This is a genomic window from Micromonospora sp. ATLC16, from assembly GCF_057196645.1.
On record NZ_JBXUOW010000040.1, the window covers coordinates 25070 to 50201 of the forward strand.

The 25132-nt window shown below is 70.6% G+C and carries 26 protein-coding genes and 1 pseudogene; 20 read left to right on the plus strand and 7 right to left on the minus strand.

From position 1 onward, the window contains the following. The first annotated feature begins 14 nt into the window (after nt 1-14). The 5 genes and pseudogenes from AC2CHE_RS17620 (at nt 15) to AC2CHE_RS17640 (ending at nt 3911) form a co-directional block, all read left to right on the plus strand. The gene (locus tag AC2CHE_RS17620; protein ID WP_484505984.1) at nt 15-1286 is read left to right on the plus strand and encodes an MFS transporter; all 1272 of its coding nucleotides are present in this window, start codon (nt 15-17) and stop codon (nt 1284-1286) included. 363 nt (nt 1287-1649) lie between these two features. Beyond that, nucleotides 1650-2801, plus strand: a complete 1152-nt coding sequence (locus AC2CHE_RS17625; protein ID WP_484505985.1) for a helix-turn-helix domain-containing protein — start codon at nt 1650-1652, stop codon at nt 2799-2801. Nucleotides 2802-2981: 180 nt separating this feature from the next. Continuing rightward, on the plus strand, nt 2982-3218 hold the full coding sequence (locus AC2CHE_RS17630; RefSeq protein WP_484505986.1) for a hypothetical protein: 237 nt from the start codon (nt 2982-2984) through the stop codon (nt 3216-3218). A gap of 55 nt (nt 3219-3273) precedes the next feature. Continuing rightward, nucleotides 3274-3621, plus strand: a pseudogene (locus AC2CHE_RS17635) (hypothetical protein); the annotation flags it as partial. After that, nucleotides 3618-3911: a hypothetical protein gene (locus AC2CHE_RS17640; protein ID WP_484505987.1), complete on the plus strand. Its 294-nt coding sequence runs from the start codon at nt 3618-3620 to the stop codon at nt 3909-3911. The pseudogene AC2CHE_RS17635 and the gene AC2CHE_RS17640, both read left to right, overlap by 4 nt. Before the next feature lie 27 nt (nt 3912-3938). On the opposite strand, the gene AC2CHE_RS17645 is transcribed toward AC2CHE_RS17640, so the two are convergent. Beyond that, the gene (locus AC2CHE_RS17645; protein WP_484505988.1) at nt 3939-4682 is read right to left on the minus strand and encodes a helix-turn-helix domain-containing protein; all 744 of its coding nucleotides are present in this window, start codon (nt 4680-4682) and stop codon (nt 3939-3941) included. 150 nt (nt 4683-4832) lie between these two features. On the opposite strand from AC2CHE_RS17645, the gene AC2CHE_RS17650 reads away from it, so the two are divergent. The 5 genes from AC2CHE_RS17650 (at nt 4833) to AC2CHE_RS17670 (ending at nt 9148) form a co-directional block, all read left to right on the plus strand. Next, nucleotides 4833-5003 carry a hypothetical protein gene (locus tag AC2CHE_RS17650; RefSeq protein ID WP_484505989.1) on the plus strand — a complete coding sequence of 57 codons (171 nt, stop codon included), beginning with the start codon at nt 4833-4835 and terminating at the stop codon, nt 5001-5003. Next, nucleotides 4990-6192 carry a helix-turn-helix domain-containing protein gene (locus AC2CHE_RS17655; RefSeq protein WP_484505990.1) on the plus strand — a complete coding sequence of 401 codons (1203 nt, stop codon included), beginning with the start codon at nt 4990-4992 and terminating at the stop codon, nt 6190-6192. Before AC2CHE_RS17650 ends, AC2CHE_RS17655 begins: the two co-directional genes overlap by 14 nt. 573 nt (nt 6193-6765) lie before the next feature. Beyond that, nucleotides 6766-7506, plus strand: coding sequence for a hypothetical protein (locus AC2CHE_RS17660; RefSeq protein WP_484505991.1), 741 nt, complete (start codon nt 6766-6768; stop codon nt 7504-7506). Between the two features lie 110 nt (nt 7507-7616). Then, nucleotides 7617-8663: a hypothetical protein gene (locus AC2CHE_RS17665; protein ID WP_484505992.1), complete on the plus strand. Its 1047-nt coding sequence runs from the start codon at nt 7617-7619 to the stop codon at nt 8661-8663. Continuing rightward, on the plus strand, nt 8660-9148 hold the full coding sequence (locus AC2CHE_RS17670; protein WP_484505993.1) for an NUDIX domain-containing protein: 489 nt from the start codon (nt 8660-8662) through the stop codon (nt 9146-9148). The genes AC2CHE_RS17665 and AC2CHE_RS17670 overlap by 4 nt, the downstream gene beginning before the upstream one ends. Before the next feature lie 144 nt (nt 9149-9292). Here the strand turns inward: AC2CHE_RS17670 and AC2CHE_RS17675 are convergent, their stop codons facing one another. Genes AC2CHE_RS17675 through AC2CHE_RS17685 form a run of 3 tightly spaced genes read right to left on the minus strand, consistent with a single transcriptional unit; the run spans nt 9293 to nt 12494 of the window. Next, nucleotides 9293-10369, minus strand: coding sequence for an alcohol dehydrogenase catalytic domain-containing protein (locus tag AC2CHE_RS17675; RefSeq protein WP_484505994.1), 1077 nt, complete (start codon nt 10367-10369; stop codon nt 9293-9295). Next, entirely contained in the window at nt 10366-11784 is a 1419-nt protein-coding gene (locus tag AC2CHE_RS17680) for an aldehyde dehydrogenase family protein (protein ID WP_484505995.1), read from the minus strand. Before AC2CHE_RS17680 ends, AC2CHE_RS17675 begins: the two co-directional genes overlap by 4 nt. Nucleotides 11785-11828: 44 nt before the next feature. After that, complete coding sequence (locus AC2CHE_RS17685) at nt 11829-12494, minus strand: TetR/AcrR family transcriptional regulator (protein WP_484505996.1); 666 nt, start codon at nt 12492-12494, stop codon at nt 11829-11831. A gap of 89 nt (nt 12495-12583) precedes the next feature. Between AC2CHE_RS17685 and AC2CHE_RS17690 the strand changes: the two genes are divergently transcribed. From AC2CHE_RS17690 to AC2CHE_RS17710, 5 genes are all read left to right on the plus strand, one after another. Further along, the gene (locus AC2CHE_RS17690; protein ID WP_484505997.1) at nt 12584-13732 is read left to right on the plus strand and encodes an acyl-CoA dehydrogenase family protein; all 1149 of its coding nucleotides are present in this window, start codon (nt 12584-12586) and stop codon (nt 13730-13732) included. A 23-nt stretch (nt 13733-13755) separates the two neighbouring features. Further along, on the plus strand, nt 13756-14928 hold the full coding sequence (locus AC2CHE_RS17695; RefSeq protein ID WP_484505998.1) for an acyl-CoA dehydrogenase family protein: 1173 nt from the start codon (nt 13756-13758) through the stop codon (nt 14926-14928). Beyond that, complete coding sequence (locus AC2CHE_RS17700) at nt 14925-15389, plus strand: MaoC family dehydratase (protein ID WP_210936754.1); 465 nt, start codon at nt 14925-14927, stop codon at nt 15387-15389. Before AC2CHE_RS17695 ends, AC2CHE_RS17700 begins: the two co-directional genes overlap by 4 nt. Next, nucleotides 15386-16303 carry an AMP-binding protein gene (locus AC2CHE_RS17705; protein ID WP_484505999.1) on the plus strand — a complete coding sequence of 306 codons (918 nt, stop codon included), beginning with the start codon at nt 15386-15388 and terminating at the stop codon, nt 16301-16303. The genes AC2CHE_RS17700 and AC2CHE_RS17705 overlap by 4 nt, the downstream gene beginning before the upstream one ends. 138 nt (nt 16304-16441) lie before the next feature. Beyond that, complete coding sequence (locus AC2CHE_RS17710) at nt 16442-16960, plus strand: GNAT family N-acetyltransferase (protein WP_484506000.1); 519 nt, start codon at nt 16442-16444, stop codon at nt 16958-16960. A gap of 46 nt (nt 16961-17006) precedes the next feature. Here the strand turns inward: AC2CHE_RS17710 and AC2CHE_RS17715 are convergent, their stop codons facing one another. The 3 genes from AC2CHE_RS17715 to AC2CHE_RS17725 all read right to left on the minus strand — a co-directional run bounded on the left by AC2CHE_RS17715 (nt 17007) and on the right by AC2CHE_RS17725 (nt 20490). Further along, nucleotides 17007-18869, minus strand: a complete 1863-nt coding sequence (locus AC2CHE_RS17715; protein ID WP_484506001.1) for an adenylyl cyclase — start codon at nt 18867-18869, stop codon at nt 17007-17009. 94 nt (nt 18870-18963) lie between these two features. Next, the gene (locus AC2CHE_RS17720) at nt 18964-19263 is read right to left on the minus strand and encodes a hypothetical protein (protein ID WP_484506009.1); all 300 of its coding nucleotides are present in this window, start codon (nt 19261-19263) and stop codon (nt 18964-18966) included. A 57-nt stretch (nt 19264-19320) separates the two neighbouring features. Beyond that, entirely contained in the window at nt 19321-20490 is a 1170-nt protein-coding gene (locus AC2CHE_RS17725; RefSeq protein WP_484506002.1) for a 4-hydroxybenzoate 3-monooxygenase, read from the minus strand. 524 nt (nt 20491-21014) lie between these two features. On the opposite strand from AC2CHE_RS17725, the gene AC2CHE_RS17730 reads away from it, so the two are divergent. The 5 genes from AC2CHE_RS17730 to pcaB form a co-directional block, all read left to right on the plus strand. Beyond that, nucleotides 21015-21833: a CoA transferase subunit A gene (locus AC2CHE_RS17730; protein ID WP_484506003.1), complete on the plus strand. Its 819-nt coding sequence runs from the start codon at nt 21015-21017 to the stop codon at nt 21831-21833. After that, complete coding sequence (locus AC2CHE_RS17735; protein ID WP_484506004.1) at nt 21830-22594, plus strand: CoA-transferase subunit beta; 765 nt, start codon at nt 21830-21832, stop codon at nt 22592-22594. Before AC2CHE_RS17730 ends, AC2CHE_RS17735 begins: the two co-directional genes overlap by 4 nt. Before the next feature lie 118 nt (nt 22595-22712). After that, nucleotides 22713-23453 carry a protocatechuate 3,4-dioxygenase subunit beta gene (gene pcaH / locus AC2CHE_RS17740; protein WP_484506005.1) on the plus strand — a complete coding sequence of 247 codons (741 nt, stop codon included), beginning with the start codon at nt 22713-22715 and terminating at the stop codon, nt 23451-23453. Continuing rightward, nucleotides 23446-24015 (plus strand): protocatechuate 3,4-dioxygenase subunit alpha, encoded by a 570-nt coding sequence (gene pcaG, locus AC2CHE_RS17745; RefSeq protein ID WP_484506006.1) that lies wholly within the window; start codon nt 23446-23448, stop codon nt 24013-24015. Before pcaH ends, pcaG begins: the two co-directional genes overlap by 8 nt. After that, nucleotides 23990-25132: 3-carboxy-cis,cis-muconate cycloisomerase (gene pcaB, locus AC2CHE_RS17750; RefSeq protein WP_484506007.1), on the plus strand; the 1143-nt coding region annotated here is incomplete at its 3' end. The genes pcaG and pcaB, both read left to right, overlap by 26 nt.

Consider the following 25132-nt stretch of genomic DNA (forward strand, 5'->3'; position numbering starts at 1 on the left):
CGATGATCGGCGGTATGACGGGGGTCGAGGAACCAGTGCGTACGGATGCAGCACGTCGCCCGGACGAGGGCGGGCTGGGGGGACGGTTCTGGCGGCTCTGGTCCGCGTCGGCGGTGTCCAATTTGGCCGACGGGATCGTCAAGATCGCGCTGCCGTTGGCCGCCGTCGGATACACCCGCTCACCGGTGCTGGTGGCCGGGGTCGCGACCGCGTTCAGCCTGCCCTGGCTGCTGTTCGCGCTGCCGGCCGGTGCCCTCACCGACCGGCTCGACCGGCGTCGGGTGATGCTCACCGCCAACACCCTGCGCGCGGCGCTCATCGGCGGGCTGGCGCTGGCGGTGGCGTTCGACGCCGGGTCGATCTGGCTGCTCTACCTGGTGGCGTTCGGCGTCGGTATCACCGAGACCCTCTACGACACCTCCGCCCAGTCGATCCTGCCGCAGGTGGTCACCCGCGACCAGCTGCCCCGGGCCAACGGCCGACTCGCCGCCGTGGAACTGGCCGCCAACCAGTTCGTCGGCCCACCACTCGCCGGCTTCCTGGTTGCCGCCGGGGTGGCCCTGGCGCTCGCCGGGCCGGCGGTGCTCTGGGCGGTGGCGGTCGCCGCGCTGCTCCTGGTCGCCGGCCGGTTCCGGATCGAACGCGACGCCCCGACCACGATGCGCGCTGACATCGCCGAGGGGCTGCGCTTCCTGTGGCGGCACCGGCTGCTGCGCACCCTGGCCACCATGGTCGGGACCAGCAACTTCATCACCAGCGGCATCTTCGCCGTGCTGGTGCTCTACGCGGTCGGCCCGGACTCGGCCGTCGGCCTCACCGAGCCCGGCTACGGGCTTCTGCTCACCACCATCGCCGCCGGCATCGTGCTCGGCTCGGTCGCCACCGCCAAGATCGAAAAACGGCTCGGGCGGTCCCGCACCCTCGCGCTCTCCGTGCTGGCGATGGCCGCCATCACCGGCGTACCGGCGCTGAGCACCAACCCGTTCGTGATCGGCACCGTCTTCTTCGTCGGCGGGATCCTGCTCGCCACCTGGAACGTCATCACCATCTCGCTACGCCAGCGGATCACCCCGGACCGGCTGCTCGGCCGGGTCAACAGCGGCTACCGGACGCTGGCCTGGGGAAGCATGCCGGCCGGCGCGCTGGTCGGCGGTCTGCTGGCCGAGGTGTTCGGCCTCCGCGCGGTCTTCGCCATCCTGGGGTCGCTGACACTGACCCTGCTGCTCGGCATGTTCGTGGTCACCGACGCCAACATCGACGCCGCCGAACGCGACGCCGCTACCTGACCGCGCCGGCACAGGCGTCGTGGAACTGCGTGGCATGACGATGTGATCGAGGGGTTCTCGGGTGGCGCCACCGGCTGGTCGGCCTGAGTTGAATCAGGCCCAACCACCGCACCGTGCAGCACCGCAACCAGTACAAGCGCCGGCCGTAGACAGTGGCCCTGCGGATAGGACAACAACGGGGAAGTTGTGGCCTCGAAGCGAACGGAGACGACAACAACAGGGAAGTTGTACTCAGGCTTAGCCAAGCGCCACGCCCGTGACCGCAGAGGGCGAAGACAACCAGCAGCGACGGCTGCCTGCCGGATCTGATCGTTGGTCGATAGGATCGTTGTGCCTCGCCGAGCCATTCCTGCTGACCTGTCGGTGGGTGAGCGCATCCGGGCCCGGCGCGAGTTGCGGGGCTGGAGCATCCGGTACGCCGCGAGTCGCGCGGGCATCTCGCATACAACGTGGTCACGTATCGAACGCGGTGTGCAGCGCACCGATCGGTACATGGTGGTCGACCTGGCCGCTGCCCTGGAGTGTTCGGTTTTCGACCTCACCGGGCAGCCGTACACGCCTGCTGATCGACAGCTTGACGGCGCGCGGATCGACGCCGAGCGGGTGTGGCGGGCGATGATGGCGCACCCGTTCGATGGGCCGCCGATCGTCCGGGCTGCCACTGTGGAGCAGGCGGCTCGAGAGTCAGCGCTGGTGCGGGATCTGTACGGCCGGTGCGACTACGCCGGAGCCTTGCGCCGGCTTGTGGACCTCGTGCCGGCCCTGCACGGCGTGACTGATCAGCGGTCGGCGTACCGGTTGATGGTGCCGGTGTACGGGGTGGCGATGGGTTCGTTGCTGAACGTCGGCTACTCGGCCCACGCCTGGTTGGCAGCGGAGCGTTCGGCCGAGGCTGCGCACCTGCTTGATGATCCGGTTGCGGTGGGGGTGGCGGCGGCCAATCGGGCACGGGTGTCGGCATACACCGGCGCGTACGGCCCGGCCCGGACGTACTGCGATCGGGCCGGAGCGGATCTGGAAGGCAGCAGCGCGGACACCGCGTTGGATGTGCTCGGTTTCCTGCACCTGGCCCGCGCGCTTCACCTCGCTGGTATGAAGGATCAGGCCGCCGCCGAGGATCACCTCGACGAGGCGGCGCGGATCGCCGCGCACACCGGGGAAACGACGAGCTGGGACCTGTTGTGGGGCCCGAGCAACGTGGCGTTGTGGCGGATGGCCTACCTGCTCGACACCGGACGTCCGCAGGAGGCGTTAAGGGCGGCTGCCCGGGTGGCGGTCGGGGATCTGCCGGCGGTGCGGCAGGTGTACTACTGGCTGGACCTGGCCCGCGCGATGGTGGCGGCTGATCGGGAGCGAGACGCGGTGCGGATGCTGCTGGCAGCCGAGCGGGTCGGTGCCCAGCACACCCGGTCATCGACGGCGGCGCGGGAGGTCGCGCGTGGGCTGCTGCGCCGAGGACTGGTCTCCACCGAACTGCGGGGCCTGTGCGAGCGCATGGGAGTCACCAGCCAGTAGTGGTGCGTAGGTGTGCCATCACGCACCGTGCTGTTCATAGCGTTCCGTTTAGGACACGACGGCAGGAAGCACCCGCTGCGCCGACTGTGTCTGTCGGGTGGCGGCGTCAACCCGAGCGCGACGCCTGACAGTCGCGCTGCCGTCGCCACCCGCCAACCCGTGACGAGGGAGGCGGAACCTGTGGCGATCTGGTCCGAGCTGCGCGACATCATGCGGTGGTTACTTCGGCGGGCCGACTTACCCCCGCCGCCTGGAACGGGTCAGCGCCACCAAGCCGCCGAGCAGGCAGTGGCGCAGCAGCGGTTGCTCGACCAGGCTAAGCGCTTGCGCGACACGCAGTGGCATCGCGAGCCGATCCAGACAACGCCGTACGCGCCGACGATGCGGGACCAGCGCACGACATGGAGCCACCGGTGAGGTCAGAGCGGGCAGGTGCTCCTGACGTGTTGCCAGCGAGTAGCCGGCGCGTCTCGTACGACGAGTACCTGTCGGCCACCGCGTTGACGTTTGCCCGACGGCATCGGCCCGTCTGGTCGTGGCAACTGTGGCGGCGTGTCTGCCGGTGCGGAGCCGACCTGCCGTGCCGTGCCCGGCACCGGATTCCGATCAATCGGGGTCACTGGCCGCAGGAGAGTGAGCAGTGACCGGCGGCCCGGAGCAGACGATCCTCGCGGTGCATGTCCGAGGGTTCGACGGGATGTGTGCCGGCTGTCGGGCGTGGTGGTCGCGGCTGTCCCCGTACCCCTGCTGGCAGGTGGAGTGGGCGACCAGCCGGCAGGCCCGTGCGAGCGTCGCCCTGTTCCTGGGTGGTGTGGGGTGACCACCCACGGCCCGGTCCTGCCGATCTGGAGCTGCGGCGGCTGCGACCTGCCGTGGCCGTGTCCGACACGGCGGCGGGAGCTGCGTGCGGAGTACGCGGGCGCTCCGGTGTCACTGGCCCTCTACCTCGGTGGCTATCTCGTGCAGGCCGCCGAGGACATGCCCTGGGCGCCGGCCGGCGCGCTGCACCGCCGCTTCATTGGCTGGACCAGACAACCGGAAGTACCGCTGCGAAGTACAGCAACCGTGCCAAATGAACTCGACCGGCACGAAAGCCGGCAGCCCGGATGACCTTAGAAAACACGGATCAGCAGCGCGCTATGTCGCCGAGGTGTTGTACCGGTCGAGTGTGGCCTTGGATGTTGAGGCGTCGCGGAAGATGAGTTCCCACGGGCCGGTGTTGACGTCCATGTCCTTGCCGAACCCGACCCACTTGCCGGCCATCCGTCGACCCGTGGGCTCAGCCAGGAGTTGGATCGCACCGTGGTAGCGGGCACCCCGGTAGTAGCCGGCCGGGTCGGTCTGCTCGACCCATGTGCCGGTGATGACGGAGCCGAACACGGTCAGGTCCATTGAGAGAGACGAGGCTGCCGAGCCGGGCAGGCTACGTGCGGTCAGCCGGTCGCCGTGCTGGAGGACTACGACGAAGTGCTGTCCGGCGAAGGAGTCTCCCCGGCCGCTTGAGTAGTACTGGTAGCGGCTGAGCCAGATTCCCTCGTATGACTGGTGAACTGTGGTCGGCCTGGGCGTCGGCGTGGCCAGGCTGGACATGGGAGATGTCAGGTCGTGGCCGCCGTGCTGGTCGTCGGCGACCTCCCTGCCGGGAACCGAGGCGAAGCCCAACAGCGAGATGGGTAGGCCGGTGACGACCTCCAGCGCGCGGGCATAGACGGGTCGGGGCGCGGCGATCGCGCCGGACTCCCATCGTTGGACGAGCCTCTTGTTGGCGTCGTTGGGCTCACCGACGCGATGGCCGGCCGCCTGGAGCGCGCGGGCGAAGTCGTCCTGGCTCATCCGCATCCCGATGCGGATAGCTCGCAGGGCGGTATTGGGGGCGTCCATGACCGACACGATAGCGCCGTGTCGCCTTTTCGTCGCCACCAATGTGGCCTGTTCGTCGGGCCTTGTGTCGTCGCGGCCGGTGACATCCGGACGTCACTGTAGACCTGCGACGGCCGACTTGCCGCCGCGCTTCGGCCGACGGAGGTGGGGATGCAGGGTGACGGCGACGAGCCAGGGGTGAGCCGGGGCGAGCAGATCCAAGCAGCCGAGCGGGAAGCGGCGAAGCGGCGGCTTCTCGCCGAGGCTGAGGCGGAGCGGATCCCGGCGGAGGAGATCACCCGGGCGAGACCGGACCGGCAGTGGCGTCGTGGACAGCGTTGAGCTGTTGCCGGTCGGACGGCGGGTGGCGTACTGGCGGGGGCGGCGGAAGCTGTCGCAGCAGATGTTCGCCGACCGGCTCGGCAAGTCGAAGAGCTGGGTCGACAAGGTTGAGCGCGGAGCCCGATCGTTGGACAGACTGTCCACTCTCCAGCAGATCGCCCGCGTGCTGCGTATCGATGCCGCCGTGTTGGTCGGCGGGAACGCCGAGTCGGTCGAGGCGACGCATCGCGCCGAGGGTGTCGATCGGATCAGGTTTGCGCTGTCCCGGTACGAGATTCCGTTGGGCATGCCGGCGGGCCTGCGGCCGGTGTTTCCGGTGGACCGGATGCTGCGGGAGGTGGAGCACGCGTGGACGACGTTTCAGTATGCCCGCTACCAGCAGGTGATCGACATGGCGCCGGGTTTGCTCACCAATGCACAGCGCACTCACGCCCAAGCCCCGGTCCAGGGTCGAACACCGCTGGTGGAGGCGTACCGGATTACCGCCGCCCTGCTGATCAAGCTCGGCGACGCCGAGCTGGCGTGGCTGGCCACCGACCGGGCGATGCTCGCCGCCACCGGTGACCGGGAGCTGGTGGCAGCCGCAGCCGTCCAACTCGGGCAGGTGTTGCGGATGTCGGGGCGTACGCGGGAGGCGAAGTCAGTGATGCTCGCCGCCGCCTACCGGATCGCCCCGCCGGTGATCGAGAGCGGTGCACCGGCGGAGCTGTCCCTGTGCGGAACCCTGCTCATCCAGGCCGCCCTGGCAGCCGCACAGCACGGAAACGAGCCGGCGGCCACTGAGCTGATCGATGAGGCCGCCGGCATGGCCGAACGGGTCGGCGACGGGCACGACCATCACCACACCGGGTTCGGACCCACCGCCGTCGCCCTTGCACGTACTGCCGCAGCCGTCGAATCCGGTGACGCCGGTGCTGCGATCGGCTGGCACGAAAAGGCCACCAGGCGGCCCGGATGGCGGTGGCTACCCCCCGAACATCGCGCTGCGCACCTGCTCGACGTCGCCCGTGCCTACCTCCACGCCAACGATGTGACCAATGCTGCCCGGGTCCTGATCGAAGCCGAACGCACCGCACCGGCCGAGATCCGTCACCGCCCCGCCGCCCGGGAGCTACTCGCCGAGATCGCCCGTGACGCGTGCGCCCCGAGCACGATCACGCAGCTCGCCGTTGCCCTCGGGGTGGGCTGACCAGTGACGGCACCATTCCTGTCTCTCGCCCAGCCCGCAACCGACTGATCCTCATCGCAGGGCCGACGGTGGGACAGGGTTGAGACTTGGGGATTGCGGCTCCGACGGGGCCAGACGACTCCAGGTCGAGTTGCCGAACGGCTGCTCCACCGAGGTGTGGGGTCGGCGGCCGACGGGTTGGCGGCGCGCTGGTGAGCGCGATGACCGGAGGTGGGACAGGCCGCCGTACATTTCGGGCTATGCGTTGGGTGACCCGCTCCGCCGGTGCCTGAGGACGAGATCAGCTACCACAACAGGGATTACCGCCACCGCACCAACCAGGATCTTAAGACCGACGGACGCGTCCCAGGCGAAGCCCAAGACCACGAGGGCGAGCAGGATTAGGAGGTAGACGACCTTCAGGTAGCGCGGCATGACCGTCACCGTAGCGCGGCGAAGTGCACTGACCGCAGAACCGCCCTCGATCGCGACAGTCTTCCGTCGGCATTTGTCGTCTCTGCGGAGCCGTTTCCCTGATGCCACGTCTGACGCGATAATGCGCAGCACGTGACCATGGGGAGGTGGCGATCACCCGTGCCTACTCACGAACGCCGCAGGCGTCTGCGCCAGGTGATCAAGCAGGCGCTGACGCCCAAGATTGCGGAGGCTCGCACCACACCGCCAGCGGGGACGCGACCCGGGGGCATCGACGTAGAGACCGCCCGCAAGATGTTGTTGATCGACTTCGAGCAGGCGTTTATCCTGCACAACGACTACAAGGACGCCGAAAGGGATCTCTATAAGCTCAGTCTCCGTATCCTGGCTTTTCCGGTGCTGGTCGCTGGTGCCCTGGTGTCCGCAAAATTGATCTCCTCGGTGGGGCAGGTCGGCACGGTGCTGCGGCTACCGATCATCTATGCGGCGGCGGTGATCGCTGGGGTGTTGAACACGATCGTCCTGCGGGCCTATGTCGTCACCGATCGGGTGCAGACCGAGGCGAAACACCAGGTAAACCGGCTGCGAAGCGTCTATCTGCACGCGCTTGCCGCCGATTTTCCCGAAGGATGGGAACCGGTGTGGGGGTCGACCAATCCATACCTGGAGAGTCGACGCAAGCTGAAGGCCGCAGCACTTACTTCAGTGGTGATCGGATCGCTCAACGCCGCGTACGTCGCTGTCGGTGCCGACCGTCTCATCACGTATGGAACAGACATCTCCTGGACGCCCCTGCTGTCAGCGACGTTCGCGCTGATCTACTTCCTCTTGCAGATGGAGTTCACGTGGGAGGTACTCCAGAGGGTGCAACGAAAACGGTCAGTGGGAGCGGGCGGGTGAGGCGTTTCTCTACGGGTGCTGACCCAGTCGGCTACGACTTCGGAACGACGGTCGAACTTCTCGCCCGATACGGTCAGCCGATCTTGATAGCCATTAGCCAACTACGCACTATGGACTTTCTGTTTCCCGGGATGTCCCGGCTGTATCAGGACGCCCTTGACTCCGAGCTGCTGTTCCGGCAGACGGTGCCGGTGGCCGCGGTTGGTGCCCGGATCGGTGCCGATCCGGAGGTGCTGGCTGAGTACCTGAAGATTTACGCACTGGGTCAGACCCTCATCCTCAACAACATGGACCGCCACCTCGACCTTTCGGCTTCCTACAGCATCCGCGACCCGGCCTTGCTGCTTGCCGATGTCAACTCGACCATGTGCCTTTCGGTGACCAGCCTGCTGACGATGGTCCGCGAGGCGACGCTCACACCAGCAGGCGTTCGGGCACTACCGGTGATGGCCGAGGTGACGGCGGAAATCGTGCAGTCCATGTACGACAACTACGCCGCCCGCTTCGACGCAGCGCCGCTCGAAGACGGAGACAGCCTTGTGAACTGGTATCGAATGGATGTCAGGTCTCGACACCTCGGATCTGGCTTCTACTCGTCTGGCCTACTCGGACTGCTTGCCTATCTCGGGAAGACCGTGCCGGACGGCTTGGCCGACGAGCTCCGCGACATGCGCCGGTTGAGACAGCGGGTGGACGAACTGGCGGACCTGTTCGAGGACACCGTTACTGGGCTGGTGAGCTACCCGGTCGCCAAGGGGCTCGCCGAGCCGACGCTCAACGCGCACCTGCGCCATTCAATCAGCAAGCTCTGGACCCGGGCGCAGCAGGTCATCGGCAGCCACGGCAGGCATGCTGGTGTGCTCAACCGGGCGCTGGCCCACGATCCTGAGCTGAACAAGACGCACAGCGCCATCTTGGAGATGCTGGTGTCGGGTGGCATCATGCGGGAGTGCTACCGGGAGGCCGATACCCTCTGGCGTGAGATCGCGCTCGGCCTCGATGCTCTGGACCCTCGGTTCGGTGAGCCGCTCCTGGCGATCATCGACCTCAAGCGGGCGCTGCTCGACCGCCTGGCGATGAATGGCTGGCAGAACAACCCACCTCCGCACACGTTCCAGGACATGATCGAAGCAGCGGGATTGGAAGCGACGACATGACGAGTGCCGAGAGCCGGCTCGAAAACTCTGCCAAGGCTGTCATCCTCGATGGCGACAGGGTGCTCCTGCTGAAGTATGTGGACCGCAAGATGGGGCTCGGGGTCTGGTACTCGCTGCCCGGCGGCCGGCAGCAGTACGGCGAGACGCTGACCGAAACTCTGATCCGTGAATGCCAGGAGGAAATCGGCGCGGACGTGATGCCAGGGCGCCTGCTCTTCGTTCGTGAGTACATTCACGCGCGCCACGAACTGGCCGGGAAGGGGCGCGATCAACACAAGATCGAGTTCTACTTTCTCGCGGAACTCAAATCGGAGTTGTCCGCCGACTACCTGGCCGCAGACGATGTCTCCGACGAAGGCCAGCAGGGGATGCGCTGGTGCAACCTCGCCGACCTGCGGCAATTCAACATCTTTCCCACCGGTCTTCGTACGCTGGAGGACGTGGTGAACGCCAGCACGGACACCTACTGGGGCGACACGTACTGACGGAAGATCTCCAGGTCGCCGGAAAAGGTGTCCGTGCTGGGCCAGGGAAGGTCGCTAAAGGTGGCAGGGGCACCGACCTGTCACGACACTCGATAAACGCCCTCGATGCTCGGAGCGGGGATGCCGCTGGCCGACCGGGGCGCGTCAGTCGAACAGGACCACCGTGCGGGCGCCCTCGCCCCGGGACATCCGGGCCAGCGCCTCCGGTGCGTCGTCGAGGGTGATCCGGTCGGTGACCAGGAAGTCCAGGTCGAGGGTGCCGTCGAGAACCGTGCGGGCCAGCTCGGGGACGTCGCGGTCCGGGTCGGAGGAGCCGTACACGGAGGAGCGCAGCGTCCGGGCCGAGTGAAAGATCTCCAGGGCGCTGAGGGTGACCATGTCGTCCTTGCCGCCCATGCCGACCACGATGACCTGCCCGCCGCGCCGGGTCGCCCGCCAGGCGGCGCGGATGGTGGCGGCCCGGCCGACGCATTCGACCGCGTGGTCGACGCCCCGGCCGTCGGTGAGTGACCGTACCGCGCGGCTGAGGGTGTCGTCGGCGAGCAGGAAGTTGGTGGCACCGGCGGCGTGGGCCAGCGCGGCCTTGGCGGGTGCGACGTCGACGGCGATGACGCGGGCGGCACCGGCGGCGCGGGCGGCGGCGACCGCGGAGAGGCCGACGCCGCCGAGACCGATGACGGCGACCGAGTCGCCGGGACGGACGTCGGCGGTACGGCGGATCGCGCCGACGCCGGTGAGTACCGCGCAGCCGAGCAGCGCGGCGGTGGGGAAGGGCAGTTCCGGCGGTACGGCGACCACGGCCTGCTGCGGCACCACCACCTGTTCGGCGAGCGCGCCGAGGCCGAGGGTGACGTGCAGCGGCTCGCCGTCGATGGTGTGCCCGACGGTGGCGGCCGGGGTGCCGGAGCGTTCGCAGAGCCACGGTTCGCCGTGGCCGCAGTTCCAACAGGCGCGACAGGGGGGCGCCCAGTCGAGCACCACGTGGTCGCCGACCGCGATCCGGTCGACGTCGTCGCCGACCTCGATGACCACGCCCGCGGCCTCGTGGCCGAGCAGCAGCGGGTACGGTGCGGCGATGGTGCCGTCGACCATGGACAAATCGGAGTGGCAGACGCCGGCCGCCCGGACCGCCACCCGTACCTGGCCGGGACCGGTGGCGGGCAGCTCGACCTTTTCCACCCGGGGTGGCGTGCCGACGCCCCGGACCACCAGGCCCCTCACCGTTGGATCGCCTTCACTTCGCAGAACTCCTCCAGCCCGTGCACGCCCAGCTCCCGGCCGACGCCGGACTGCTTGTAGCCGCCGAACGGGGCGAGCGGGTTGAACGGTGCGCCGTTGATGTCGACGGCACCGGTACGCAGCCGGCGGGCCACCCGCAGCGCCCGGTCCTCGTCGCCGGACCAGACCGCGCCGGCCAGTCCGTAGCGGGAGTTGTTGGCGACCCGCACCGCGTGGTCGTCGTCGTCGACGGGGATGACCGCCAGGACCGGCCCGAAGACCTCCTCCTGCGCGAGGGCGCTGTCGGGGTCGACGTCGGCGATGACGGTCGGGGCGACGAACCAGCCCCGCTGCGGGATGGGGGCGTCGGGGCCGCCGGCCACCAGCCGGCCGCCGTCGGCCAGGCCCCGGGCGATGTGGTCGCGCACCCGGTCCCGTTGGGCTGCGGAGACCAGCGGGCCGAGTCGGGTGGCCGGGTCGAGCGGTTCGCCGAGCCGGTAGCCGTCGGTCGCCTTGGCGGCCAGGTCGAGGGCCTCCTCGTAGCGGTCCCGGTGCACCAGCATCCGGGTCCACGCGGTGCAGGTCTGGCCCGAGTTGAGGAAGGCGTTGCCGACGCCCACCTTGATCGCGCTGGCCAGGTCGGCGTCGTCGAGGATCACGTTTGCCGACTTGCCGCCCAGCTCCAGCGACACCCGGGCGATCCGGTCGGCGGCCAGGTGCGTGATCCGCCGGCCGGTGGCGGTGGAGCCGGTGAAGGAGACCAGGTCGACGTCGGGGTGGCCGGCGAGCGCCTCGCCGACCACTGGGCCGGTGCCGGTGACCAGGTTGGCCACGCCGGGTGGCAGGCCGGCCTCGTCGATGGCGTCGAACAGCAGGTACGCGGTCAGCGGCGTCAGTTCGCTCGGCTTCAGCACCAGCGTGCAGCCGGCGGCCAGGGCGGGCGCCAGCTTGGCGACGATCTGGTGCAGCGGATAGTTCCACGGGGTGATCGCGCCGACCACGCCGACGGGTTCGCGTACCACCAGGGTGTTGCCCACGGTCTGCGGCGCGGGTGGGTGGGCGGCCAGGTCGACGTAGCTGCGCAGCACGGTCAGCGGCAGCCCGGCCTGGACGCGGGTGGCGACCTTCAGGGGGGTGCCGAGTTCGGCGGCGACGGTGTGCGCGATGTCGTCGGCGCGGGCGGTCAGGGCGGCGTGCAGCCGGTCGAGGTGGGCGGCCCGGTCGGCGGGGTCGGTCGCCGCCCAGCCCTCGAAGGCGGCCCGCGCGGCGGCCACGGCCCGGTCGACGTCGCCGGCCGTACCGGCCGGGACGGTGCCGATGGCCTCCTCGGTCGTCGGGTTGTGCACCTCCAGCGGCTGGCCGCTCTCGGCGCGCACCCAGCGTCCGTCGAGGTAGAAGTCGGTCCGTACGGATTCCATGGGCTCCTCACCTCAACCTAAAACTAGCGGTGCAAGTTTGGACTCTAGTACGCCGGGCCGCCCGGCGGGAGGGGTGGCGGTGGGCCGACGACGCGTTCGTAGGTGTGCGACAGCCCGTCGATGAGCGCCTCCAGCCCCAGCGCGAAGGCGCCCTCGTCGACCTGGTGCTGGTGCTCGGCGAGGCGGTGGGCCTGGCTCAGGTGCGGGTACTGCTCCGCGTAGAGCCCCGGGTCCTCCACGAAGCCCTGGGCGAAGGAACTGAGCGCGGAACCCATCACGAAGTAGCGCATCAGCGCGCCGATGTGCGTCGCCCGGGCGGGTGGCCAACCCGCCGCGACCAGCCCGCCGTAGACGGCGTCGGCCATGGCCAGCGCTGCCGGACGTCGGCCGGGGCCGCGCGCCAGGTGCGGCACGATGTTCGGGTGGGCGGCGAGGGCGGCCCGGTAGGAGTGCCCCCAGCGGCGCAACGCCTCGCGCCAGTCCACCTCGCCGAAGAACGACACGTCGACCTGGCCGGTGATGCTGTCCGCGACCGCGTCGAGGATCGCGTCCTTGGTGGCGAAGTGGTTGTACAGCGAGGGTCCGCGTACGCCGAGCGCGGCGGCGAGCCGGCGGGTGGAGAACGCGTCGAGCCCCTCGGCGTCGATCAACGCGGCGGCGGCCTCGACGATCCGGTCCCGGCTGAGCAGGGCCTGTCGCGGCCGGGGCATGGGCGTCCTCCTTCGGGTGGGTGGCTCGCGGGGAACTTTGCCACACCGGGGTCTGGACAGCGTAAAACTTGCACCGCTAGTTTACTGTCATGGACCTTCACCTCTCCGCCGAGCAGGTCGCGGTCCGTTCGCTCGCCGCCGACTTCGTCAACCGCGAGGTGGCGCCGTACGCAACGGCCTGGGACCGACGCGAGGCGGTCGACCCCGGGATCGTCGGCAAGCTCGGCGAGGTCGGCTTCCTCGGCCTCACCATCGCCGAGGAGCACGGCGGCTCCGGCGGCGATCACCTCGCGTACTGCCTGGTGCTGGAGGAACTCGGCCGGGGTGACTCCGCCGTTCGGGGCATCGTGTCGGTCTCGCTCGGCCTGGTGGCCAAGTCGATCGCCACCCACGGCACCCCGGAGCAGCGCGAACGGTGGCTGCCGCTGCTCTGCTCCGGCACCGCGCTCGGCTGCTTCGCGCTCACCGAACCGGACAGCGGCTCGGACGCGGCGGCGCTGACCACCCGCGCGGTCCGCGACGGCGACGACTGGCTGCTGACCGGCCGCAAGACGTTCATCACCAACGGCACCACCGCCGACGTGGCGCTGCTCTTCGCCCGTACCGGCGGCCCGGGCCACCGGGGCATCACCGCGTTCCTGGTGCCGACCGACAGCCCCGGCCTGACCCGGTCGGAGATCAAGGGCAAGCTGGGCCTGCGCGGGCAGGCCACCGCCGAACTCGTCCTCGACTCCGTCCGGGTGCCCGACACCGCCCGCCTCGGTGAGTGCGGCGCCGGCTTCAAGCTGGCGCTGGCCACCCTCGCCAAGGGACGGATGTCGGTCGCCGCAGGCTGCGTCGGCATCGCCCAGGGCTGCCTGGACGCCGCCGTCGGCTACGCCGGAGCCCGCACGCAGTTCGGCAAGCCGATCGCCGGCCACCAGCTCGTGCAGCAACTGCTCGCCGGCATCGCGGTCGACACCGCCGCGGCGCGGCTGCTGGTGTGGCGGGTCGCCGACCTGATCGACCGGGGCCAGCCGTTCGCCACCGAGGCGTCGATGGCCAAGCTGTTCGCCAGCGAGGCCGCCGTGCGCGCGGCCAACGACGCCATCCAGGTCTTCGGCGGGTACGGCTACATCGACGAGTACCCGGTCGGCAAGTACCTGCGTGACGCCCGCGTCGCCACCCTCTACGAGGGCACCAGCCAGATCCAGCAGTTACTCATCGGGCGGGCGCTCACCGGCGTCAACGCCTTCTGAACCGGGAGAGGAACCGTGAGCACATGGACTTCGGGCTGTCCGACGAGGAACGGGCCATCCGCGACACCGCCCGCGACTTCGTCACCCGCGAGGTCATGCCGTTGGAGCAGGAGCTGCTGCGCCGCGAACGGGCCCACCAGCCCGGCCTGGAACGCTCCGAGCTGAGGGAGTTGCAGCTCAAGGCCCGCAAGTTCGGCTTCTGGGGGCTGGCCACGCCAGCGGAGTACGGCGGCATGGACCTGCCCGCAGTCGTCCAGTCGCTGATCTGGACGGAGATCGGCCGCAGCTTCGTGCCGTTCCGCTTCGGCGGCGAGGCGGACAACATCCTCTTCCACGCCACCGAGGAACAGCGGCAGGAGTTCCTGCTGCCCACCATCGAGGGGGAGCGCAACTCCTGCTTCGCCATCACCGAACCGGGCGCCGGCTCCGACGCGGCGAACATCCGGTTCCGGGCCCGTCGCGACGGCGACGACTGGATCCTCAACGGCGAGAAGACCTTCATCACCGGCGGCAACGAGGCCGACTTCGCCATCGTCATCGCGGTCACCGACCCCGAGCGGGGGGCCCGCGGCGGCGGGGCGACCGCGTTCCTGGTGGACCGGGCGATGGGCTGGCGGTCGGAGTTCATCCCCACCATGGGCGAGGGTGGGCCCGCCTCGCTGTTCTTCGACGACGTACGGGTGCCGAACCGCAACATCCTCGGCGAGGTCGGGCAGGGCTTCGCCCTGGCCATGCAGTGGATCGGCAAGGGGCGCTACACGATCCCCTCGCACGCCGTCGGCATCGCCGAACGCGCGCTGCGGATGGCCATCGACCACGCCAACACCCGGGAGACCTTCGGGGCCAAGATCGGCACCAACCAGGCCATCCAGTGGATGATCGCCGACTCGGAGACCGAGCTGGAGGCGGCCCGCTGGCTGATCCTGCGCGCCGCCTGGACGGTCGACGCCGGCCTGGACCCGAGGCACGCCTCCTCGATGGCGAAGCTCTACGGCGCCGGCATGGTCAACCGGGTGGTCGACCGGGTCATGCAGATCCACGGCGGCATGGGCTACACCCGCGAGCTGCCGATCGAACGCTGGTACCGGCAGGTGCGGCTGTACCGGATCTTCGAGGGGACCGACGAGATGCAACGCCTGATCATCTCCCGTGACCTGCTGCGCGGTTACACGAAACTCGGGGGGCACCTGGGATGAGGCGCTTCGCCAGCATCGACGAGTTGGCCGGCGCGGTCGGCGAACGGCTCGGACCGGGCCCCTGGTTTCCGATCGACCAGCGCCGGGTCGACCGGTTTGCCGACGCCACCGACGACCACCAGTGGATCCACCTCGACCAGGAACGGGCGGCGGCCGGGCCGTACGGTGGCACCATCGCCCACGGCTACCTGACGCTCGCCCTGCTGCCGGCGCTGGTCGGCCGTCTCTACCGGGTGGACGGGGTGCGGATGGGGGTCAACTACGGTCTCAACCGGGTCCGTTTCCCCGCTCCGGTACGGGTCGGCAGCTCGGTGCGGGTCGTCGCCACGATCGACCAGGTGAGCCCGTTCGACGGCGGGGCGCAGCTGGTGGCCACGGCGACCGTGGACGGCGACGGTGGCGGCAAGCCGGTCTGCGTGGCCGAGACGGTGAGCCGGCTGTACGTGGACCCGCCCCGATGACCGCGCTGTCCCCGGCGACCGTGCTGGCCGGTTCCGCCGACCGGCACGCCGACACCGTCGCCGTCGTCGACGGCCGGATCCGGGTCACGTACGCCGAGTTGTGGTTGGAGGCCCGCTGCTACGGCGCCGGCCTGCGGACCGCCGGGGTGCGCGGCGGCGACGCGGTGGCGTTGCTCGCGCCGAACGTGGTGGACTTTCCCCGGGTCTACTACGGCGCCCTCGCCGCCGGTGCCGTCGCCGTGCCGGTCGGTCCGCACGTCGATCACCTGGCCCGGGCTGCGCGGCTGCTGGTCTGCCACACCTCGCAACTGGCCGCCGGGCGGCGGCTCAGTGCCCGGGCCGGCGTGCCGCTGCTCACGGTCGGCCCGGCCCGGGGTCCGTCCGACGTACCTCGGTTGGAGGATCTCTGTGACACCCCACCCGGCCAGGCCAATGGGTTCGCGGACGCCGACGCCGACCCGGCCGCCGAGCCGGACGGCAGCGACGTGGTGCTCGGCTGTCTGCCGCTGGGTGGTCATTTCGGTCAGGCGGTCGCCCTGACCGGCACCTTCCGGGCGGGGGCGACCCTGGTGCTGCTGAGCCGCTTCACCGGCCCGGCCGCGCTGGACCTCATGCTGCGCGAGGAGGTCACCGTCTTCCACGGCACATCGGCGATGTACGCGGCCCTGCTCGACGCGGCTCGGGGCCGCCGGGCACTGCCCCGGCTGCGTCGCTGCGTGAGCCGGGCGCCACTGCCGCCGTCCCTGCGGCAGCGCTTCACCATCACCTTCGACACGTCCGTCGAGGTTGCCGAGGGGGAGCGCGGCTCGCCCGTGCCGGACCCGCCCGGCGGCAGGTCGCGCCCGGTCCGGCGGAACCGCTCCCGTCGCCTGGGCTGCCACGGTGAGCGGTACCGGCGGAGTCCCGGCAGCTAGTGCGGTGGCCCGCACCACCTGAACCAACGATGCCAGGCTCGCCAGAAACGGTCACCGGGCCGGGTGGGTCCCGGCGACGACCGGCGCGGTTCCGATTCGCGTGCGGGCCGTTCGGCGCCCCTCGCCTACGATTCGGCCATGATCCGAAACGAGCCGGCAGGGGCCGAGGTGCGGCTGCGCCCGATGACGGCGGACGACGCCGATCGGGTACTGGCGATCTACCAGGCCGGGCTGGACGGCGGTAACGCCAGCTTCGAGACCGTCGCACCGACCTGGAGCGACTTCGACGCCGGTCGGTTGCCGGCGCACCGGCTGGTCGCGGTCGACGGGGACGGGACGCTCATCGGCTGGATCGCCGTGTCGCCGACCTCTACCCGAACGGTCTACGCCGGGGTGGTGGAGCACTCCGTCTACGTGGACCCGGCGGCCCAGGGGCGGGGGGTGGCCCGGCTGCTGCTCGACGCGCTGATCGAGTCGACCGACGCGGCGGGCATCTGGACTATCCAGTCCGGCGTCTTCCCGGGGAACACCGCCAGCCTGGCGCTGCACCGTCGGGCCGGGTTCCGGGTCGTCGGCACCCGCGAACGGGTGGGCCGCCACCACGGCCGTTGGCGCGACGTCGTCCTGCTGGAGCGCCGCAGCCCGGTGGTGGACTGAACCGCGTCGGCGGGGACCGGCGAGCTACCGGCCCCCGCCCGCGGTGTTACGGGTACTGCTCCAGGTAGACCGGAGCGCCGACCCGGTCCATGTCGGCGGCCTCGCCGACGCCGTTGACCACGTGGTCGATGGTGCCGGCGCTGAGGTTCACCGTCATGATGTGGTGCAGCCGGATGCCGGGTCGCACCGGCACCTCGAAGCCGTTCTCGGTTCGGATCGACGGGTTGTTCTGGTTGAACACGTACACCCCGCCACCGTGCAGCGTGTGGTGGCGGACCCGGTCGCCGACCTTGTAGCCGGCCCACCCGTTGACCGTGCCGTTCTGCCAGTCCGCCTGGGTGGGCGGGTCGTACGGCAGCTCGTTCTGGTAGAGGATCGTGGTGCCGTGCTCACCGTTCCACACGGTGTTGTACCGCTGGAAGTGCTCGACGAACAGGCCGGTGGCGGTGACGTGGTCGCCGTTGACGACGACGCCGTAGCGGCCGGTGTTGGTACGCCAGCGGTCGGTGTCGCCGTTGACGCCCTCGGTGAAGCCCTCGACACCGTGGTCGCCCCGCCACACCCAGGTGTGGTCGATCAGCACGTGGTCGCTGTTGACCTCCAGCGCGGTGTCCGTCTTGCCGATGTGCGGGCCGCCGACCCGGAAGTACACGTCGGACAGCGTGATCGGGTTGCGCGGGGTGCTGTGGTTGCGGCCGTGCTCGCGGCCGACCCGCAGCAGCACCGGTGATTCCTTCAGGCCCGCGTCGATGGTGACCCCGGCGACGACCACTCCGGGCACCCCGGCGACGTTGAGCGGCACCGCGCCGTCGACCGCGGTCAGGGTGGCGTGCCCGATGCCGAGCACGATCGTGTCGGGCCGGCGGACCTCGATGCTGCGGGCCACGTCGTACACGCCGGGGGTGAGCAGCAGGTGCCGGCCCCGGGCGAGTTCCCGGTTGATGACGTGCACCGGATCCGACGGCCGGGCGACGAAGAAGTCGCTGATCGGGATGGTCCGCCCCGGCGTCATCCGGGCACCCCAGGTGATGCCGCGCGTGTCGCGGCGCGCGGCCGGCACCCGGACCTGGTACTTCCCCCTGGCGTCGACGAACAGGTACGGCTTCTCCCGGCTCAGCGGGGTGGTGTCGAGCGTGGTGTACGGCGGGTCGGGGAATCCGGCGTCGTCGGGTGCGCCGACCACCCCGGCGAACACCTGGTTCCACACGGCGTTGGACCAGCTCTCGACCTCGCTGTTGCGGGTCAGCCACTGCTGCTGTGAGCCGTTCGTGGTGGCCGGCAGCCGGGAGTCGGCGATGAAGCCGCCGCTGGCGTACTGCGGCCCGTTGGTGCAGTAGTCCATCAGTGACAGGCCGCCGCCGCTGATGTCGAGCCGACGCATCGACACTGCCTGGGAAACCGCCCAGAAGTTGGCCGAGGCACGGCAGTCGTCCTGGCCGGTGGCGTTGATCCGCAACGACAGGTTGCTCAGCGTGCGCCAGAAGTTGACGAGCGCGATGCAGTTGGCGGTGCCGCCCTCGGTCAGGCACCGGTTGTACGCCTCGACCTTGCCGGTGATCACCACGTCGGTGGGGGAGGCGCCCAGGCCGGAGATCTCGGTGTAGTAGCCCACCTTGATCTGGAGCGGCTGCTCGGCGGTCCCGTATTGGCCCGGCCGGAACAGGTAGGCGTGCCGGCTGGTGCCCATCTCGTTGTCGACCTGTGCGGCGTGGGCCGCGTCGAGGGTCGCCTGGATCTGACTGACCGGCATGCTCGGGTCGAAGATCGTGACGTTGGGCCCGAAGTCGGGGCTGGCCGGTCGGGGCGGGCCCGCGCTGACCGGCGTGTTCGTGGCGACTGCGGCGGTGGTCAGCGCCAGCCCGAAGGCCAGTGCCCGACCGAGTCGCCGGTGCGTTGGTGGGATCGGCATGCGTTCGTCCTTTCCGTCGGGCGGGTCGATGGCGAGCCCGACGACACGATGGAGCAAAGCCCTGAGAGCGCTCTCCCATCGAGTGACACTTGTATCACGGCGTGAAAAAACGGGGTCCAGATGTTTCTACCCCGTAACGCCGCCGCGCGCCATGCCCCGAAGCGGGTGAATCCACGATCGGCAGCCCCATGTGCGCCTGTACGCCCAGGGCGCTGAGCTTGGCCAGCAGGGACCAGTCGGCGTAGTCGTTGCGCGCGGTCACCGCGTCGCTGTCCGGGTCGACGGCGACGTGGTCGAATCGCACCGGCCAGACGTGGAGCGCGTCCAACCCGGCGCCGAAGTTCGCCCCGGCGAAGCGGGACCAGGTCAACCCGGTGGCCGCGAGGAACAGCAGCCCGACGGCGAGCCAGACACCGGTGGTGGCGTGCCAGCTCCGGGTCCGTCGTACCTTTCAGACCTCGGGTAGGCCGACGTAGTTCTCCGCGAGGCTCGTCGCGTACGCCGGGGAGGTGGTGACGTACCGCAGGGTCGCCGACTGGATTTTCGCCTCGTACGGGTCGTCGGCGTTGAGTCGGTGCAGCATCGAGGTCATCCACCAGGAGAACTGCTGTGCCCGCCACACCCGGCGCAGCGCGGTACGTGAGTAGCCGTCCAGTAGTTCGTTGCTGCCGTCGGCGTACCAGGCGGCGAAGGCGTCACCGAGCAGCGCGACGTCGGCAAGGGCCAGGTTCATGCCCTTGGCCCCGGTCGGCGGCACGATGTGCACCGCGTCGCCGGCCAGGTACAGCCGCTGCCACTGCATCGGCTCGACCACCAGGCTGCGCAGCGGGGTGATCGACTTCTCCAGCACCGGCCCCTCGTTGAGCGTCCAGTTCGGCACCGTCTCCAACCGGGTACGCAGCTCGGCCCAGATCCGCTCGTCGGGCCAGTCGGCGATGTCCTCGTCGGCGGGCACCTGGAGGTACAGCCGGGAGATCTGCGGCGAGCGCATGCTGTACAGGGCGAAGCCCCGCTCGTGGTGGGCGTAGATCAGCTCCTCCACGGCGGGCGGGGCGGCGGCGAGGACGCCCAGCCAGGCGAACGGGTAGGTGCGCTCGTAGGTGCTCAGCACCCCGTCGGGCACGGTCGGCCGGCTGATCCCGTGGTAGCCGTCGCAACCGACCACGAAGTCGCAGTGCAGTTCCTCGGCCCGGTCCTGGTGTCGAAAGTGGATCACGGGGGCGGTGTCGAGCCCGGACAGCCGGTCGGCGGGCGCCTCGAACAGGATCGTCCCGCCCGCAGCCAGCCGGGCGGCGATCATGTCCTTGACCACTTCCTGCTGGCCGTACACGGTGATCGCCCGGCCGGTCAGCTCGGTCATCGGCACCCGGTGCGACTCGCCGTCGAAGCGCAACTCGATGCCCTCGTGCCGCATTCCCTCCCGGTCCAGGCGCGCTCCCAGGCCGGTGTCCCGCAGCAGGTCGACCGAGCCCTGTTCGAGCACGCCCGCGCGGAGCCGGTGCTCCACGTACTCCCGGCTGCGGCTCTCCAGCACCACCGAGTCGATGCCGTGCCGGTGCAGCAGGTGCGACAGCATGAGACCGGCCGGTCCCGCTCCGATGATGCCGACCTGGGTGCGCATTCATGCCTCCTTGGGGCCTGGAACGGGTAGCGGGTGATGTCGCCCGGCACGGTGAGCCACTGCGTGTCCGCGAACGCCTCGACGTTCGCCGCCGCAACCGCCGAAGCGGGTACCGGTACCGGACGCGGCGTGCTGCTCCCACGACGCGCCGGCCCGGTGCAGCACGGTGTCGAGCCGGGGCATGGTGATCCTCCTTGCGCCGCAGGTGGGACGGCCACGGGCGGTGACGGCGGGGTGGTTCCGGCCACGCCTGGCACGTGCGAGGGCCCGGCGGTGGCCGGAGCCGACCGCACGTGTCGCATGTTCGCTTGCCGAACAAGCGTTCTCATCAAGGACATTTGCACGGGACTCCGCTCGCGTCAACGGATCACCGCAACAATTCTGCGACAGGTCGGACCGGTGAATCCGACCGGCCGGGGGCGCGTTGACGGACGTCCTCGACTCCGATTACGTTCGAGATGAGTACGCCGGTCCGCATACCGAACATCGTCAGCGGGTCCGTGACACAGGAGGCAGGGAGGCTCATGGCGAAGCTCGTCTCGCTGGCCGACGGCGTCGCGGAGCTGGTCCGCGACGGTGACACGGTGGCGTTGGAGGGATTCACCCACCTGATCCCGTTCGCCGCCGGTCACGAGATCATCCGGCAGGAGCGGCGCGACCTGACCCTGGTGCGGATGACTCCCGACGTCATCTACGACCAGCTCATCGGCGCCGGCTGCGCCCGCCGCCTGGTCTTCTCCTGGGGCGGCAACCCCGGCGTGGGGTCGCTGCACCGCTTCCGCGACGCCGTGCAGAACTCCTGGCCCGTCCCGCTCGAGCTGGAGGAACACAGCCACGCCGGGATGGCCAACCGCTATGTCGCCGGTGCCTCCGGCCTGCCGTTCGCCGTGCTACGCGGCTACACCGGCACCGACCTGCCCCGGCACACCACCAACATCCGCAGCATCGACTGCCCGTTCACCGGGGAGACGCTGACCGCGGTTCCCGCGCTCAACCCCGACGTGACAGTGGTGCACGCCCAGCGCGCCGACCGGGCCGGCAACGTGCAGATGTGGGGCATCACCGGCGTGCAGAAGGAGGCGGTGCTGGCCGCCCGCCGGTCCCTGGTCACCGTCGAGGAGATCGTCGACGAGTTGACCCCGGTGCCCGGTCAGGTGGTGCTGCCCGGCTGGGTGATCACGGCCGTGGCGCACGTCCCCGGGGGTGCCCATCCCTCGTACGCGCAGGGCTACTCGGTGCGGGACAACGCCTGCTACGTCGCCTGGGACGAGGTCAGCCGGGACCGTGACACGTTCCAGCAATGGATCGAACGGCACGTGCACAACGCGGAGGCGCAGGCATGAGTCAGTACACCGCCGACGAGATGATGACGGTGGCGGCCGCCCGACAACTGCGCGACGGCACCGCCTGCTTCGTCGGGATCGGCCTGCCCAGCACCGCGGCGAACCTGGCCCGCGCCACCCACGCGCCCGGCCTGGTGCTGATCTACGAGTCCGGCTGCCTCGGCGCCAAACCCGACCGGCTGCCGCTGTCCATCGGTGACGGCGTCCTCGCCGACACCGCCGACGCGGTGATCTCGGTGCCCGAGGTGTTCAACTACTGGCTGCAACCCGGGCGCATCGACGTCGGCTTCCTCGGCGCCGCGCAGCTCGACCGGTACGGCAACATCAACACCACGGTCATCGGTGGCGACTACACCGACCCGAAGGTGCGCCTGCCCGGCGCCGGTGGCGCTCCCGAGATCGCCGCCTCCTGCGGCGAGGTGGTGGTGATCGTCCGGCAGAGCCGGCGTACCTTCACCGAACGCGTCGACTTCGTCACCTCGGTCGGCTACGGCGCCGGCCCCGGTGACCGGGCCCGGCTCGGTCTGCGCGGCGGCGGACCCCGCACCGTCATCACCGACCTCGGCGTCCTCGAGGCCGACCCGGACAGCTGCGAACTCACCCTCACCCGGCTGCACCCGGGCGTCACCGTCGAGCGGGCCCGCGAGGCCACCGGCTGGCCGCTCGCCGTCGCCGAGGACCTGAGCATCAACGAGCCGCCCACCGCCGAGGAACTCACCGTGCTGCGCGCCCTCGAAGCGACCATGCGGACGGCGGCGTGAACGGACGGCGGCCGGCCACCGCGATCAACGGACCGCAGGGCGGTGCGCTCGCCCTCGGGCGTCCGCTCCACGCCTTCGGGTCGCGGATACTCGGATCTACTGAAGGGGAGGAGCGGCCGTGAGCCAGGACGCCGAGCGGAAACTGATCCTGCCGAGCTACCGGCGCGACGACGTCGACGCCCATCCGCCGCTGCTCAGTCCCGGCTACCGGTCCACCGTGGCGCGGGCACCGCAGCAGCCGCTGACCTACCTGTCGCAGCGGCTCACCGAGGTGACCGGCCCGCTGCTCGGCGAGGGCCGCATCGGCGAACTGGACCACGACCTGACCCGCCAGCACGACGGGGAGCCCCTCGGACAGCGGATCATCGTGCACGGCCGGGTCCTCGACGGCGACGGCCACGTGGTGCCGCACACCCTCGTCGAGATATGGCAGGCCAACGCGGCCGGCCGCTACCGGCACGCCGCCGACACCTGGCCGGCGCCGCTGGACCCCAACTTCACCGGCGTGGGGCGGGCCCTGACCGACGCCGACGGTCGCTACCGCTTCGTCACCGTGCAGCCCGGCGCCTACCCGTGGCGCAACCACGACAACGCCTGGCGGCCCGCGCACATCCACTTCTCCCTCTTCGGCCGGGCGTTCACCCAGCGTCTGGTGACCCAGATGTACTTCCCCGGCGACCCGCTGTTCTTCCAGGACCCGATCTTCAACTCGGTCCGCGACGAGCGGGCCCGCCAACGGATGGTGGCCCGTTACGACCACGCCGCCACCCGCCCCGAGTGGGCGCTGGCCTACGAGTTCGACATCGTGCTGCGGGGCCGGGAGGCCACCGTGTTCGAGGACGAGGACGACGATGAGTGAGCCGCTGGGTGTCACGCCCGCCCAGACCGTCGGGCCGTACCTGCACATCGGCCTGCGCTGGCCCGACGGGCCGTACGTGGTGCCGGAGGGCGCGCCCGGCGCGTTCTGGCTGCGTGGCCGGATCGTCGACGGCACCGGCGCGGCAGTGGTCGACGCGATGGTGGAGAGCTGGCAGGCCGATCCCGACGGGCGTTTCGACCACCCCGACGATCCGCGTGGCGCCCGGCCACCGGCGCTTGCCGGCTTCCGGGGCTTCGGTCGGGCCGAAACCGACACCGAGGGCCGGTACGCGCTGCACACCGTCAAGCCGGGGCCGCTGCCCACCTTCGACGGCGACACCGAGGCGCCGCACCTGACCCTGTCGGTGTTCGGGCGGGGGCTGCTGCACCGTCTCGTCACCCGGGTCTACTTTCCCGGCGAGGCGGCCAACGCCAGCGACCCGGTGCTGCGTACCGTCGACCCGCAGCGTCGTGACACGCTGCTGGCCCGACCGGCCACCGACGGGTTCCAGTTCGACATCCGCCTTCAGGGAGAGCATGAGACCGTCTTCTTCGCCGTCTGAGGCACTGCTGCGCGGGCTCTCCGGCACACCCGAGGTCGACGCCGAACTCGACGACCACGCCCTGCTGCGGGCGCTGCTGGACGCCGAGGCGGCCCTGGTTCGGGCCGGCGCCGACGCCGGACTGCTACCCGCCCCGGCCGCCGACGAGATCGTCCGCCAGTGCCGCGCCGAGCGGTACGACCCGGCCGCCCTCGGTGCCGCGGCCGAGGCGGCCGGCAACCCCGTGGTTCCGCTGGTGCGGGAGCTGACCGCAGCGGTCGCCGAACCGGCCCGGCCCTGGGTGCACCACGGTGCCACCAGCCAGGACGTGCTCGACACCGCCCTGTCGCTGGTGACGGCCCGCGCCGCCGAGCCGCTGTTGCGGCACCTCGCCGACGCCGCCGACGCCGCCGCCGCGCTGGCCCGGAGCCACCGCGACACCCTGATGCCCGCCCGTACCCTCGGCCAGCAGGCCGCACCGACCACCTTCGGGCTCAAGGCAGCCGGCTGGCTGGTCGGCCTGGTCGAGGCGGGCGGCCGGCTGGCCAGGGCGCGTGCCGGCCTGCCCGCGCAGCTCGGCGGGGCGGTCGGCACCCTCGCCGCCTACGGCACGGCCGGGCCGGAGATGGTCGACCGGTTCGCCGCGCAACTGGGGCTGGCCGCGAGCCCGCTGCCCTGGCACACCCGTCGTCAGCCCCTGCTCGACCTGGCGGCGGCTCTCGGCGGGCTGCTCGCCGCCACCGGCAAGGTCGCTCTCGACGTGGGCCTGCTCGCGCAGACCGAGGTCGGCGAGGTGGCCGAGGGGGGCGCGGAGCGGGGCGGCTCGTCGGCGATGCCGCACAAGCGCAACCCGGTGGACTCGGTGCTGGTCACCGCTGCGGCCCGGCGTGGCCCCGGGCTCGTCGGCACGCTGTTCGCCGCCGCCGGCCAGGAACACGAGCGGGGCGCCGGTGGCTGGCACGCCGAGTGGGAACCCCTGCTCGACCTGACGCACCTCGCCGGCGGGGCCGCCGCCCGTACCGCGCGGATGCTCGCCGGCCTCGACGTACGTCCGCAGCGGATGCGGGCCAACCTGGACGCCACCGGCGGTCTGCTGCTCGCCGAGGCGGTCGCCGCCCGGCTGGCACCGGCCCTGGGC